The sequence below is a fragment of the Streptomyces sp. NPDC007905 genome (assembly GCF_042959345.1).
Classification (GTDB): Bacteria; Actinomycetota; Actinomycetes; order Streptomycetales; family Streptomycetaceae; genus Streptomyces.
In genome coordinates, this window is the sequence record NZ_JBIBKS010000035.1 from 27,252 (window position 1) to 41,045 (window position 13,794).

The window sequence follows — 13,794 nt, forward strand, 5'->3', positions numbered from 1 at the left end:
TCAGTCCTGGTCGATGTAGACGCGATTGACGTTGTCGAAGCGGTTGTCCGAGGCGCCGCTGAGATCGCCCTTGACGAAGTCGTCCTCGCTGACCCAGGTGGTGGTGCCCCAGGGGTTGTACACCTGGAGCTTGTCACCCTCCTGGCCCACGATCATCATGCCGTGGCCGACCCAATCGCCGTTCTCCTCGTGCCCCTCGACGTTGATGGGCACGGGCTTGCCCTCGGCGACGGACTTCTCGATGTCGGTCAGCACGTCGCGGCGGTCGTCGGCGCCGTGCATGTCGTGCGACGCGTAGTGGTCGCCGGTGTGCGGACTCAGCTCCTTTTCGGAGATCTCGACCTGGCCGTCGGAGTCCATGCCTGCCGGGGTGTCACTCCAGAAGTGGGTGTAGTCGCCGTCGCCCTCCTCGTGCAGCCGGTACTGCTCGTCGTGGAGCCGCTTGCGGAAGTGCGCGGGGTCGTCGTCCTGGCCGGTCGGGCCGCCGGTCAGCTGCAGGGCGTAGACGGGATCGACCATGGCGCGCGCCGTGACCGTGGAGGACGGCACACAGGTCGCGGCGTCCTGCGACCACCGCTGGTTGCCGAAGGTCTGGTCGTCGGTGTTGTGGTTGGAGCCGTTGGCGTTCCTGCCCTCGTCGTCCAGGCTGTCGGCCTGCGTGGTGACCGGGGCCAGATGGTCCTCCAGCCACGCCGGATCCTTGCCGTGGATCTTCCCCGCGAACGTCTCCACGTCGTCGGCCGAGTAGCCGGAGGCGAGAGCCTTCAGGAGGTACGCCTTCTCCTGCGGAGTGGAGGCGTCGGCCATCAGGCGGTCCATGCGGGCGCGGTCGGCGGCCGACAGGCGGTCCATGGCGCGGCCGGAGCGCTCGAGGTCGTTGGCGCTGAGGACCTCGTTCATCTCGGGGTCGCCGCCCACATTGCTGGTGTCGGCCAGCGCCAGCCGGTCGGCCGCCGACAGCCCGGGACCGTCCAGCTTCCCGGCCCGCGCCTCGGACGCCCACTTGTTCAGGTCCCGCGCGGCGGCCCGGGCGGCGTCGTCGGCCGCGGCAGCGGCCTTGTGCAGCAGGTCGACGCCCGAGGAGGCGACCGAGCGGGCCTTCAGCCGGGTGCCCTCCTCGTCGTCGTCCTCGTACCAGTCGTCGAAGAAGCCGTCCCTGCCGCCGAGCATCGAGCGCGCCTGCCGCAGCCTGGCCCGCCCGTCGCCGTCCTGCCGCTGCGCGTCCTTGACCGCGTCGGCGAGCTTCAGCAGCGCCTTGGCGCCGCCCTCGAAGGCGTCGATCATCTGCTGCGCGTCCCGCGCGGCGGCGGCCACCACGTCGGAGGCGAGCACGCTGGTCCGGCCGACCCACACCTCCGGAAGGCCCTTGCGCGCCACCTTGTCGACGCGGTCCCGCACGTCGGCGGCCTTGTCGGTCTGCCCGCGGTACAGCTTGGCCAGCGTCTCCAGCGTCGCGTGGTCGCCCACCGGGGCCGACACTCCGAGGGCGTCGTCGATCGCGTCGATCAGGTCGTTCTTGCTGTCCGCCGAGGAAATCCTGTCGCACAGGCCGTTCAGCCGCTTGCGGCGGTCGGTGGTGTCCTCCGTCGTCATCGTGCGCCGCCCCTCAGTAGCGCGACAGCGCCGACGGGCGCGTGGCGTAGGCGGGCATGGTGGTCACGTAGCCGTCCCCAGCCGGCACGCTGCGAACGCTGGTGTCGACGAGGCCGTCGCTGCCGTCGTACGCCCCCTTGGACAGCCTGACCTTGTCCGCCAGCTCGTGCAGGGCCGACTCCAGCGTGCCGGTCTCCTTCTCCCAGGCCGCGGCGAACCCGTTGAACGCCGCCGCCGCGTCCGGGCCGCCCAGCGCGTCGTCCGTGTAGCAGAGCCCAGGGGCGATCGCCTTGCCCATCTTGCCGGTGTCGTCGCCCGCGCCGTCCAGTTCCTTCGCCTGGCCGGACATGCCGGACTTGACCTGGTAGCCGTCCGAAGACGCGCCCATCCCACTCCCCCGTTTACCCTTGATCATGACCGCCGGGGAGGCTAACACGGGTTGAGCGGACGTATGTTCACGCGTCACGGGCCCCGCACGCGGCGGCCACAGCATCCCCGCGAGGCGTACGTCCGGACGCCGTCCGCCGAGGAGAGCAGGAGAGCGACAGACATGTCAGGCCGCGCAGACCTCAAGCACCGCGTGGTGACCCGCTTCCAGCGGCACCTCGCCAACCCGCTCAACCGGCGGCTGCCCTTCCAGACGCTCCTGGAGACCACCGGCCGCACGTCCGGCCGGCCCCGGCAGACGCCCGTCGGCGGGCGCCGGGTCGGGGAGTCGTTCTGGATCGTCTCGGAGTTCGGCCACACGTCGCAGTACGTGCGCAACATCCAGGCCGACCCGAAGGTACGCGTCCGTATCGCCGGCCGCTGGCACCACGGCACCGCCCACCTCCTCCCCGACGACGACGCCCTGGCCCGGCTGCGCGCCCTGCCCCGCTTCAACAGCGCGGTGGTGCGGGCGCTCGGCACGGACCTGCTGACGGTGCGGGTGGACCTGACGGACTGAGCGCCCCAAGCGGTGGGCCGGTCGACCAGCGCGTCACGGGTGTGGTCGGCATCGGCCTTCGCGCCGTACTCGACCCGAAGTCCACCCGGCCCCGGCCCTCACCCCGGCCACACGATCGCCTGCACCTCGCTGTACGCGTGCAGGGCGTACACCCCGACGTCCCGGCCGACCCCGCTCTTCTTGAACCCGCCGAACGGCGCCTCCATGTTGCGGCCGACCGTGTTGACGCCCACTCCCCCCGCCCGCAGTCGCCGCGCCACCCGGAAGGCCCTGGCCACATCGCCCGACCAGACGTAGTCGATGAGCCCGTAGTCGGAGTCGTTGGCGAGGGCCACCCCTTCCTCCTCGTGGTCGAACGGGATCACCACCACCACGGGGCCGAAGATCTCCTCCCGGGCCACCCGCATGTCGTTGGCACAGTCGGCCAGGAGGGTGGGGGCGACGTAGAAACCGCGCTCCACAGGCGGGCGTTCGCCACCCGTGACCACCGTCGCACCCTCCTTCCGCCCCAGTTCGACGTACGACTCCACGCGCGCCCGGTGCTCGCCGGAGATCACGGGGCCCACCACCGTGTCCGGCTCGCGCGGGTCACCCACCTTCAACCGGGCGGCGTACGCGCCCAGTTCCACCACCAGCCGGTCGTACACCCCCCGCTGGACCAGCACCCGGGTCGGGGCGGTGCAGATCTGCCCGCTGTAGAAGGAGAACGTCGTACCGATCCCGGCCACCGCCGATGCGAGGTCGGCGTCGTCGAAGACGAGAGCCGCGCCCTTCCCTCCCAGCTCCATCAACCGGCGTTTCATGTCCCGCCCGCACACCTCGGCGATGCGCCGGCCGACGGCCGTGGAGCCGGTGAAGCTGACCATGTCGACGTCGTCCGACTCCACCGCCGCCTCCCCCACGGCGACCGAACGCCCGGAGACCACGTTCACGACCCCGGGCGGCACCCCGGCCTCCGCCAGAGCCTGAGCCATCCGGTACACGGAGAGGGGATCCTGCGGGGCCGGTTTCACGACCACGGTGTTGCCCATGGCCAGGGCGGGGGCGACCTTGCCGGCCGGGTTGGCCCAGGGGTTGTTGTACGAGGTGATGCACGTGACCACGCCGACGGGCTGCCGTACCGCCAGCGCGCCCATCACCGCCGCCCGGCCCATCGGCCCGGCCTCGTTGATCTGCGGGGCGATGGCCCACTCGGCCGGTTCCACGGTGGCGTACCGGCGGAAGCGGGCGGCGGCCACCCCGACCTGCATCGCCCGGGCCGTCCCCGTCGTCGCCCCGGTCTCGGCCCGCGCCAGCTCGGCGTACGGGACGAGCCGGCCGCGGATGATCTCCGCGGCACGCCCGAGCGCCGCGGCCCGTTCCTCGGGCCGGGTACGCGACCAGGGGCCGAACGCCTCCCGGGCCGCCGCACAGGCCGCCCGGACCTGCGCCACGGACGCCTCCGGCGCCCGCCCCACCGTCTCCTCGCTGGCCGGGTCGGTCACCGGGTGGTACCCGGCGTCCGGTTCGACCCACTCCCCGCCGATGAACAGCCGCTGGTCCTCGCTCACCCGGTGCTCACCGTCCCGGTGTCGCGCCCGGACCGCAGCACCTTGCCGGGCACGGCCCCGCTCACCGCGTCGTCCCTGATCGCCTCCACCCCGTTGACCCACACGGCCCGCACCCCCAGCGCCCTGGAGTCCAGCCGCGGACTGTCACCCGGCAGGTCGTGCACCAGGGTGGCCTGGCCCGCGTCGATCCGCTCCGGGTCGAAGAGGACCAGGTCCGCATGCCAGCCCTCCCTGATCCGGCCGCGCTCGCGCAGCCCGAAGAGCCGCGCCGGGTCGTCGGTCAGCATCTTCACCGCCTGTTCCAGACCGACCAGCTTCCGGCCGCGCAGACAGTCCCCGAGGAACCGGGTGGTGTACGGCGCCCCGCACATCCGGTCCAGGTGGGCGCCCGCGTCCGAGCCGCCGAGCAGCACGTCCTCGTGCTGCCAGGTCTCGGCGCGCAGGGCCCAGGAGGCCGGGTCGTTGTCGGTGGGCATCGGCCACAGCACCGTACGCAGCTCGTCGTTGGCGCAGATCTCCACCAGGCAGGTGAAGGGGTCCTGGCCGCGCTCGGCGGCGATGTCCCGCACCACCCGCCCGGTCAGTCCGCGGTTCGTCTCGCTGTAGGTGTCGCCGATGACGTACCGGCCGAAGTCGGCGAGCCGCCGGAAGACGCCCGCCTCCTTCGACCCGGCCCGCCGCAGCATCTCCGCCCGGACGTCGGGATCGCGAAGCCTGGCGATGCGCTCGGGAACGGGCAGTGCGAGGATCGGGCCCCAGCCCGGGATGAGGTTGAGGGCGCAGAAGGTACCGAGGGACATGTTCATCGGGGTCAGGATCGGCATCGTGAGCGCCACCACGCGCCCGCCCGCCTTCCTGGCCCGCTCGCTCGCGCTCAGTTGCCGGGGCACCCGTTCCGGCACGGCCGCGTCGACGGTCAGGACGTTCCAGTTCAGTGGCCGCCGCGCCGCCGCGCTCATCTCTACGAACAGATCGATCTCGGCATCGCTGAACTGGTCCAGACAGCCGGCGACGATCGCCTCGATCTGGGTCCCTTCGTGCTCAGCGACGGCCCGGGACAGGGCCAGCAGCTCCCCGGGGCCGGCGTGCCGGGAGGCGACCGGCTGTCCGTCGCCGTCGGAGTGGGTCGTGGACTGGGTGGTGGAGAAGCCCCACGCCCCCGCGTCCATGGCCTCGTGCAGCAGCCGGACGATCTCCCCCAGCTGCTCCTCGCTCGGCCGGCCGCCGACGGCCTCCGGCCCCATGACATACCGCCGCAGCGCGCAGTGCCCCACCATGAAGCCCGCGTTGACCGCGATCCGCCCTTCGAGGGCGTCCAGGTACTCCCCGAAGGAGTGCCAGTTCCACGGCGCCCCCTGCTCCAACGCCACCAGGGACATCCCCTCCACCTTGGACATCATCCGCCGGGTGTAGTCGGCGTCCTCGGGGCGGCCGGGGTGGAGCGGCGCCAGCGTGAACCCGCAGTTCCCGGCGGCGACGGTGGTCACCCCGTGGTTGAGCGAGGGCGTGGCGTACGGGTCCCAGAAGAGCTGGGCGTCGTAGTGGGTGTGGGGGTCCACGAAGCCGGGAGCGAGGACGAGACCGTGCGCGTCCTCGCTGGTGCGGGAACCCTCGGCGATCCTGCCGATGACGGCGATGCGCCCGTCACGCAGGCCGATGTCGGCGGTGTACGCGGGGGCCCCGGTGCCGTCGACGACGGTGGCCCCCTCGATCACATGGTCCAGCATGCCGGGAGCCCCCTCATACCGCCTGACGGAACCGGGTCGTCCGGTGAACGGGATCCGTGTCGATCTTCGGAATCACGTGCTCCCCGATCAGCCGGATCGTCTGCAGCGTCTCCTCCTTGGGCACCCCCACCGGCAAACCGAAGCTCAGCTGGTCCGCCCCCGCCTGCTCCCACCGCTTGCACTGCCGCAGCACCTCGTCCGGGTCCCCGCAGATCAGCAGCTCCTCCTCGATGAGCAGCTCGACGAACTCGGGCGTGTACCGCGGCAACGTCTCGGGCCACACCGGGAACCCCTCGGGCCGCGGGAAGGTGTCGTGGTACCTGAACACCAGGGACGGCAGGTAATGCAGTCCACCGTTGACGGCGATCTCGATGGCCTCGGCATGCGTGGGCGCGCAGACGGCAGTGGTCGTCACCATGACGTTGTCGTTGACGAAGTCCCCGACGGGTTCCGCGTTCACGACCGCCGTCTTGTACTGCTCCAGCACCCACTCCATGTCGGAGACCTTCTGGATGCTGAAGCCGAGGACGCCGAGCCCCTTCTTCGCCGCCATGGCGTAGGACGGCGGCGAGCCGGCCGCGTACCACATCGCCGGATGCGACGTCCCGTACGGCTTCGGGAGCACCTTCCTGGGCGGCAGCTGCCAGTGTTTGCCCTGGAAGCCGGTGTACTCGTCCTGGAGCCACATCTTCGGGAACTCGGCGATGGTCTCCTCCCAGATCTCCTTCGTGCAGTTCATGTCGGTGATCCCGGGGAGGAAGCCGAGGATCTCGTGGCTGCCGGCGCCGCGCCCGCTGCCGAACTCGAAGCGGCCCTCGCTGAGGTGGTCCAGCATGGCGACCTTCTCGGCCACCTTCACCGGATGGTTGACCTGGGCGAGCGGGTTGAAGATCCCCGAGCCCAGGTGGATCCGTTCGGTCGCGTGGGCGAGGTAGCCGAGGAAGACGTCGTTGGCGGACAGGTGCGAGTACTCCTCCAGGAAGTGGTGCTCGGAGGCCCAGGCGTACTTGAAGCCGGACTTGTCCGCCTGGATGACGTACTCGGTCTCCTCCATCAGCGCCTTGTGCTCGGCCAGCGGGTCGGTCTCGGCGCGCTTGCCCACGTATCCCTGTACAAAGAGCCCGAATTCCAAGGCGGTTCACCGTCCCCAGGGTTTCTGACATACCGTCAGATGCTGTTTGTCGGCCGACTGTCGCACCGACCGCCGTGACCGTCAATAGCTGACGGTACGTCAGATCACGCTGACCCCCGCCAGCCATCCCCCGTCGATCACGAACGGCTGCCCGGTGATGTACGAGGAGTCGTCCGAGGTGAGGAACAGAGCCAGCCGGGCCACCTCCTCCGGCTGCCCGACCCGGCCGAGCGGCACGAGCCCCCGGTACAGCTCGTCCAGGGACCGGCTCATCTCCTCCGGGTCCGCGTCCGGCTCCAGCCGGGCCGGGTTCGACATCGCGGTGTCGATGGCCCCCGGGCAGATGGCGTTGACCCGGATCCGCCGGCTCGCCAGCTCCAGCGCGGCCACCCGGGTCAACCCGAGCACGGCGTGCTTGGTCGCCGCGTACGTCCCGACGGCCGCCATCCCGGTGAGCGCGGTGTAGGACGCGGTGTTGACGATCGTGCCGCCGTCCGCCAGCTCCGGCGCCACGGTCTTCATGCCCAGGAAACAGCCGACCTGGTTGACCTGCACGACCTGCATGAACTCGTCCAGCGGGGTGTCCACCAGCGCGTTGAAGCGCAGGATGCCCGCGTTGTTGACCAGCCCGTCGATCCGCCCGTACGTCTGCTTGACGACCCCGACGGCCTCCCGCCACCCTTCCTGCGTGCCCACGTCCAGGTGGACGTAGAGGGCCCCTATCTCCTTGGCGAGCGCCTCCCCCAGGTCGTCCAGCACATCGGCGACGACCACCCGCGCGCCCTCCTCCCGGAAGAGCCGCGCCTCCTGCTCACCCTGTCCGCGCGCCGCCCCGGTGACGATGACGACCCGCCCGTCCAGCTTGCCCATGTCCGCTCCTCAGTCCAGCCGGGGCCCGACCTCCGCCCCGAACGTGCCGATCTGGTCGATGAGTTCACTGCGGCTCCGGCTGCGGAACCGCACCTGGATCTGGTGCGCGCCCATCGCGCGGTACGCCCGCAGCGACTCGGCGATCCGCTCCGGCGCCCCGGTGAGAGTGCGCCGTCCCACGTCCCAGCCGGCCCGTCCGACGTACAAGGGCTCGGTGATGGCGCCGACGGTGAGGGGCGCCTCGATGCCGTTCTCCTCGCGCAGCCGCCGCAGCCGCGCGATCTGCCCGGGCAGCCGGTCCCGCGGGTCCCCCTGCGGCAGCCAGCCGTCGCCCTTCAGGGCCGCCCGGCGGACGGCCGCGGGCGAGGAGCCGCCGACCCAGATCGGGATGTGCTCCTGCGTGGGCCGGGGCCGCTGTCCCAGACCGGCGAAGTCGTACAGCTTGCCGTGGTGCTCGGGGAACTCCTCGGGTCCGAGGGCGGCCCGCAGCGCGTCGATCGCCTCGTCGAGCACGGCTCCGCGCCGCTCGAAGTCCACCTGCAGCGCCTCGAACTCCTCCCGCACGTGCCCGGCGCCCACACCGAGGACGAGCCGCCCGCCGGAGAGATGGTCGAGGGTGGCGTACTGCTTGGCGGTGAGCAGCGGGTGCCGCAACCCCACGACGGCCACGTGGCTGAGCAGCCGGACGCGCTCGGTCACGGCGGCGAGATGGGCGAGGGTGGCGACCGGGTCGTACCAGACCGTGCTCATCGCCGGGGCCAGCCGGCGCGGAACGGCCACGTGGTCGCAGCAGGCGAGGTAGTCGAACCCGGCCCGGTCCACGGCCCGCGCGATCTCCACCAGGTCGGCGGGCCCGGCGGCGGCCTCCCAGCCCTCGGTGTAGAGGGTGCTCTGTGACTGGACGGGCAGCTGGATGCCGTACCCGAGGCTCACCGTGACCCCTGCCAGAGCCCGTCCCGGGCGAGCCCCAGCAGTTCGATGGCGTTCCCCCGGACGATCCGCTCGACCACGTCCGCCGGCAGGTGACCCATCTGGGCCTCGCCGACCTCACGGGACTTGGGCCAGGTGGAGTCGGAGTGGGGATAGTCGGTCTCGTAGAGCACGTTGCCGACGCCGATGGCGTCCAGGTTCCCGAGCCCGAAGGCATCGTCGAAGAAACAGCCGTACACATGGTCGGCGAACAGCTCGGACGGCGGCCGGTGGACCTTGTCGGCGACCCCGCCCCACCCCCGGTTCTCCTCCCACACGACGTCCGCCCGCTCGAGGATGTACGGGATCCACCCGATCTGCCCCTCGGCGTACATGATCCTGAGGTTCGGGAAGCGCTCGAACTTCCCGCTCATCAGCCAGTCGACCATCGAGAAGCAGCAGTTGGCGAAGGTGATGGTGGAACCGACCGCGGGCGGGGCGTCCGCGGAGGTGGAGGGCATCCGGCTGCTGGAGCCGATGTGCATGGCGACGACCGTGCCGGTCTCGTCGCAGGCCGCGAGGAACGGGTCCCAGTCGTCGGTGTGGATGGACGGCAGGCCCAGGTGCGGGGGTATCTCGGAGAAGGCGACGGCCCGGACCCCGCGCGCGGCGTTGCGCCGCACCTCCCGGGCGGCCAGCTCGGCGTCCCAGAGCGGAATCAGGGTGAGCGGTATGAGCCGCCCCCGCGCCGTCGGCCCGCACCACTCCTCCACCATCCAGTCGTTGTAGGCGCGGACGCAGAGCAGGGCGAGCTCCTTGTCCCGTGCCTCGCTGAAGGTCTGGCCGCAGAAACGCGGGAAGGTGGGGAAACAGACGGCGGACTGGACGTGGTTGACGTCCATGTCCGCCAGACGCCGGGGGACGTCGTAGGAACCCGCCCTCATCTGCCCGTAGGTGATGACTTCCAGCCTGATGTCGTCCCTGCTGCAGCCGACGGCGGTGTCGAGCCGGGTGAGCGGCCGGTGCAGATCCTCATAGACCCACCAGTCGCCCACCGGGCCGTCCGTGGCCCCTGCTTCCCCCATGACGGGCTTGAACCGGCCGCCCAGGAAGGTCATTTCCTTCACAGGCGCGCGAACGATCCGCGGCCCGGTGTCCAGATACTTCTTCGGGAGCCGGTCCTGCCACACGGTGGCGGGTTCCACGGTGTGGTCGTCCACGGAGATGATCAGCGGAAACGTGCTGTCGTGGGTGTCCATGGCGCCCACGGTAGCGCTCATCTGACGGATCGTCAGCTACTGCGGCCGGTCACCGGCGTGCGAAGACGGTGTGAGGGATTTGTGGACTCGGAAGCAACGCCCTGTGATCGGCATCTCCCATGGCTGACGCAACCGCCCCGAACAAGGCAAACTGACGGGGTTGTTCGTGAGGCCCAGGGTCTGTCCGGCGGAACAGGCCGGCTCCAGGCAACGGTGTCTTGTCAGTACAGGTGAGCGGTGCATGGTGCGTCCAGCTGCGAGGCGGGGAGGGCGCCGACGCGGAGCGTCGGCAACCGAGGCCAACGCCGCGGATGGACGCACCATGCCCCGCGATTCCGGCATGATCCGCCGGACAGGCCCTAGGGGGGCGAACGCATGGACGGTGGGCCGCGCGTACCTGAGCGGCGGCGGGCCGACGCCGCGGCCAGTGCCATCGCGGAGCCGGCGGCGTTGCGTTTCAGCGTGCTCGGTCCGGTGCGGGCCTGGCGCGGTGAGGAGGCCCTGAACACCGGCTCCCCTCAGCAGCGCGCTCTGCTGGCCGCCCTGCTGCTGCGCGAGGGCCGTACGGCGACCGCGGCCGAGCTGATCGACGCGCTCTGGGGCACCGGGCCACCGTCCCAGGCGCTGGCCGCGCTGCGGACGTACGCGTCCCGGCTGCGGAAGGTCCTGGACCCCGGGGTCCTGGTCAGCGAGTCCGGTGGCTACGCGGTGCGCTCGCTGGGCGAGGAGGCGCTGGACCTGGCGGTGGCGCAGGAACTGGCGGCGCAGGCGGAGAAGTCCCGCAACGCCGGGGATCTGAACCGGGCGCGGGAGGTGCTGAACCGGGCCCTGGCCCTGTGGGACGGCGAACCCCTGGCGGGCGTACCGGGCCCGTACGCCGACGCGCAACGGGTCCGCCTGGAGGAGTGGCGACTCCAGCTGCTGGAATCCCGCCTGGACATGGACCTGGAACAGGGCTGCCACGCGGAGGCGGTCTCGGAACTGACCGCCCTGACGGCGGCACAGCCGCTCCGTGAGCGGCTGCGCGAGCTGCTGATGCTGGCGCTGTACCGCAGCGGCCGCCAGGCAGAGGCGCTCGCCGTGTACGCGGACACCCGGCGCCTGCTGGCGGAGGAACTGGGGGTGGATCCACGACCGGGGCTGCGGGAGCTGCAGCAGCGGATCCTGCAGGCGGACCCGGCGCTCGCCGAGCCGTCCGCCCCGGCGACGGAGTCCTCCGTCATGCCCGTCCGCCCGGCACAGCTTCCGGCTTCCGTCCCGGACTTCACGGGGCGTTCGTCCTTCGTCTCCGAGCTGAGCGAGGTGCTGGCGTCGGCGTCCGACGCGGAGGCCGAGGGCCGGGTGATGGCGGTCTCGGCGCTGGCCGGAATCGGGGGCGTCGGGAAGACCACGCTGGCGGTGCACGTGGCCCACCGGGCGCGACCCGCGTTCCCCGACGGTCAGCTGTACGTGGACCTGCAGGGCGCCGGGCCGCGCCCCGCGGAACCCGAGACGGTTCTGGGCTCCTTCCTGCGCGCCCTCGGCACGGCGGACTCGGCGATCCCGGACTCCCTGGAGGAGCGCGCCGCCCTGTACCGCTCGGTCCTGGACGGACGCCGGGTCCTGGTCCTGCTGGACAACGCCAAGGACGCGGCCCAGGTACGGCCGCTGCTGCCGGGAACGGAGGGCTGCGCGGCCCTCGTGACCTCCCGGGTCCGGATGGTGGACCTGGCCGGGGCCCACCTGGTGGACCTGGACGTGATGTCCCCCGACGAGGCGCTCGCCCTGTTCACGAAGATCGTGGGCGAGGAGCGGGTGGCGGCGGAGCGGAAGGCGGCGCTGGACGTGGTCGCCGCGTGCGGCTTCCTGCCGCTGGCGATCCGCATCGCGGCCTCGCGCCTGGCGGCCCGCCGCACCTGGACGGTCTCGGTCCTCGCCGCCAAGCTGGCGGACGAGCGCCGCCGCCTGGACGAGCTCCAGGCGGGCGACCTGGCGGTGAAGGCCACCTTCGAACTCGGCTACGGCCAGCTGGAGCCGGCCCAGGCCCGCGCCTTCCGCCTGCTGGGCCTGGCCGACGGCCCGGACATCTCCCTGGCCGCCGCGGCCGCGGTCCTGGACCTCCCGGCCGAGGAGACGGAGGACCTGCTGGAGTCCCTGGTCGACACGTCCCTGCTGGAGTCCGCGGCACCCGGACGGTACCGCTTCCATGATCTGGTCCGCCTCTACGCGCGTGCATGCGCGGAAAGGGACGAGCAGCCGCCGAGTGAGCGGGAGGCCGCATTGTCGCGGTTGCTGGACTTTTATCTGGCCTCGGCGACACGGGTGTACGCCATAGAGCGCCCGGGTGACCGCACAGTGGACCACCTCGAGGAGACGGAGCACGCCGGCCAGGAATTCGTGGATGACGCCCGTGCCCTGGACTGGCTGCACGCCGAAGCGGCCTGCATCCTCGCCTGCGTCCAGCAGTCGCTTGCCGCGCCCACCCTGCGCAGGGCCGTCGATCTGCTTCTCGCGTCGAAGGACCTGGCCGAGTCCGGAGCAAGCGCCCTGCGGTACGAAGCAGTCACCCAGGCCGCCCGTGATGCCGCGGCCGAGCTGGGTGACGCCTACGCGGAGGGCAGGGCCCGGACGACGCTCGCTCAAGTGCTCAGCCACGCCGGGCGGTTCGAGGAAGCCGGTGCCGAGACAGAGCGCGCCATCGAACTCGGCCGCAGTACGGGCGACCCCTGGACCTGCGGCAACGCCCACAACGAACAGGGCATCATCGCCAACTGCCTGAACCAGCGCGCCGTCAGTGAGACCCACTTGCGTGAGGCGATCAAGGCGTTCAGAGCCGACGGCAATCGCCCGGGAGAGGCCAGCGCTCTGTGCAACCTCTCCCGAGTCCTGGTCTCCTTGGAGCGGGTCTCGACCGCCATCGACCTGGTCCGCGAGGGCATCGCCATCTACGACGAACTCGGGCTCACGTTCCGACTGGCCAACGCAAGGTACGCACTGGGCATCGCACTCGGACACGGAGGACGCCATGACGAGGCCCTGGGTGAACTGAGCGCGGCGTTGGACACGTTCACCGTCAACAGGCAGCGCCTCTGGGAGGGCACCACCCATTTCCGTATCGCCCAGGTCCACCTGTCCGCAGGGCGCCCAGCCCGAGCCGCACAGCATGCCGAGCAAGCGCTGACGACCGGCTGCATCGGTGGCGAGTGGATGCGTGCCAACATCCTCACCCTTCTGGGGCACTCGCTGGAGAGCCTGGGACAGACGGACCGGGCGAAGGCCTGCTGGCGCGAGGCACTCGCCATCTATGAAGGCGCAGGCTCACCCGAGGCCGACGAACTGCGCCGGCTGCTTCCCTCGGTCGCTCTCCTCTGACCACGTCCAAGGCCGCGTTCATCAAACGTTTATGGGTGGCTGCCATCCTCAAGTCATCGATCCGTCGCGGCGGGGGGAGCGGGCGGATCCGGTGGGGGCCCACGGGTAAGGTGATCGCCCCCGGAACGCCCGTTCGACAGCCCGCGGGGGAGTTGCCGAGCGGGCGTTCCCGTCAGCTGCGCCACAGGGGAGTTTTCATGAGCAACACCGAAGAGCCCAAGAACCTGGACGACGTCACCACCCTCGACAGCCACATGCCGGCCCCGCCGAAGGACGGCACCGTGACGACCCTCGACAGCCACATGCCGACGCCGCCGAAGGACGACACGATCACCACGCTCGACAGCCACATGCCGGCCCCGCCGAAGGACGGCACCGTGACGACCCTCGACAGCCACATGCCGGCCCCGCCGGCTCTGGACCTGAACGGCAAGTAGAGCCACCTCCCCACCGGGGG

11 protein-coding genes are annotated in these 13,794 nt (G+C 71.2%); 3 read left to right on the forward strand and 8 right to left on the reverse strand.

Going from position 1 to position 13,794, the window contains the following annotated elements; all coding sequences use genetic code 11:
- Positions 1-1,593, reverse strand: coding sequence for a peptidoglycan-binding protein (locus ACFZDC_RS38020; RefSeq protein WP_391331155.1), 1,593 nt, complete (start codon positions 1,591-1,593; stop codon positions 1-3).
- 13 nt (positions 1,594-1,606) lie between these two features.
- A complete protein-coding gene (locus ACFZDC_RS38025; RefSeq protein ID WP_391331157.1) occupies positions 1,607-1,981 on the reverse strand; it encodes a hypothetical protein in 375 nt (124 codons plus the stop codon).
- Positions 1,982-2,143: 162 nt separating this feature from the next.
- Between ACFZDC_RS38025 and ACFZDC_RS38030 the strand changes: the two genes are divergently transcribed.
- Positions 2,144-2,539, forward strand: a complete 396-nt coding sequence (locus ACFZDC_RS38030) for a nitroreductase/quinone reductase family protein (RefSeq protein ID WP_391331159.1) — start codon at positions 2,144-2,146, stop codon at positions 2,537-2,539.
- A gap of 98 nt (positions 2,540-2,637) precedes the next feature.
- On the opposite strand, the gene ACFZDC_RS38035 is transcribed toward ACFZDC_RS38030, so the two are convergent.
- The 6 genes from ACFZDC_RS38035 to ACFZDC_RS38060 all read right to left on the reverse strand — a co-directional run bounded on the left by ACFZDC_RS38035 (position 2,638) and on the right by ACFZDC_RS38060 (position 9,986).
- On the reverse strand, positions 2,638-4,089 hold the full coding sequence (locus ACFZDC_RS38035) for an aldehyde dehydrogenase family protein (protein WP_391331161.1): 1,452 nt from the start codon (positions 4,087-4,089) through the stop codon (positions 2,638-2,640).
- Entirely contained in the window at positions 4,086-5,816 is a 1,731-nt protein-coding gene (locus tag ACFZDC_RS38040; protein WP_391331163.1) for an amidohydrolase family protein, read from the reverse strand. Before ACFZDC_RS38040 ends, ACFZDC_RS38035 begins: the two co-directional genes overlap by 4 nt.
- Before the next feature lie 13 nt (positions 5,817-5,829).
- Positions 5,830-6,948, reverse strand: a complete 1,119-nt coding sequence (locus ACFZDC_RS38045) for an LLM class flavin-dependent oxidoreductase (RefSeq protein WP_391331165.1) — start codon at positions 6,946-6,948, stop codon at positions 5,830-5,832.
- A gap of 99 nt (positions 6,949-7,047) precedes the next feature.
- Entirely contained in the window at positions 7,048-7,818 is a 771-nt protein-coding gene (locus tag ACFZDC_RS38050) for an SDR family oxidoreductase (protein WP_391331167.1), read from the reverse strand.
- Between the two features lie 9 nt (positions 7,819-7,827).
- On the reverse strand, positions 7,828-8,751 hold the full coding sequence (locus tag ACFZDC_RS38055; RefSeq protein ID WP_391331169.1) for a TIGR03619 family F420-dependent LLM class oxidoreductase: 924 nt from the start codon (positions 8,749-8,751) through the stop codon (positions 7,828-7,830).
- Complete coding sequence (locus tag ACFZDC_RS38060) at positions 8,748-9,986, reverse strand: amidohydrolase family protein (RefSeq protein WP_391331217.1); 1,239 nt, start codon at positions 9,984-9,986, stop codon at positions 8,748-8,750. Before ACFZDC_RS38060 ends, ACFZDC_RS38055 begins: the two co-directional genes overlap by 4 nt.
- A 375-nt stretch (positions 9,987-10,361) precedes the next feature.
- On the opposite strand from ACFZDC_RS38060, the gene ACFZDC_RS38065 reads away from it, so the two are divergent.
- Positions 10,362-13,337, forward strand: coding sequence for a BTAD domain-containing putative transcriptional regulator (locus ACFZDC_RS38065; protein ID WP_391331171.1), 2,976 nt, complete (start codon positions 10,362-10,364; stop codon positions 13,335-13,337).
- Between the two features lie 197 nt (positions 13,338-13,534).
- Complete coding sequence (locus ACFZDC_RS38070) at positions 13,535-13,774, forward strand: hypothetical protein (RefSeq protein WP_391331173.1); 240 nt, start codon at positions 13,535-13,537, stop codon at positions 13,772-13,774.
- Positions 13,775-13,794 lie beyond the last annotated feature (20 nt).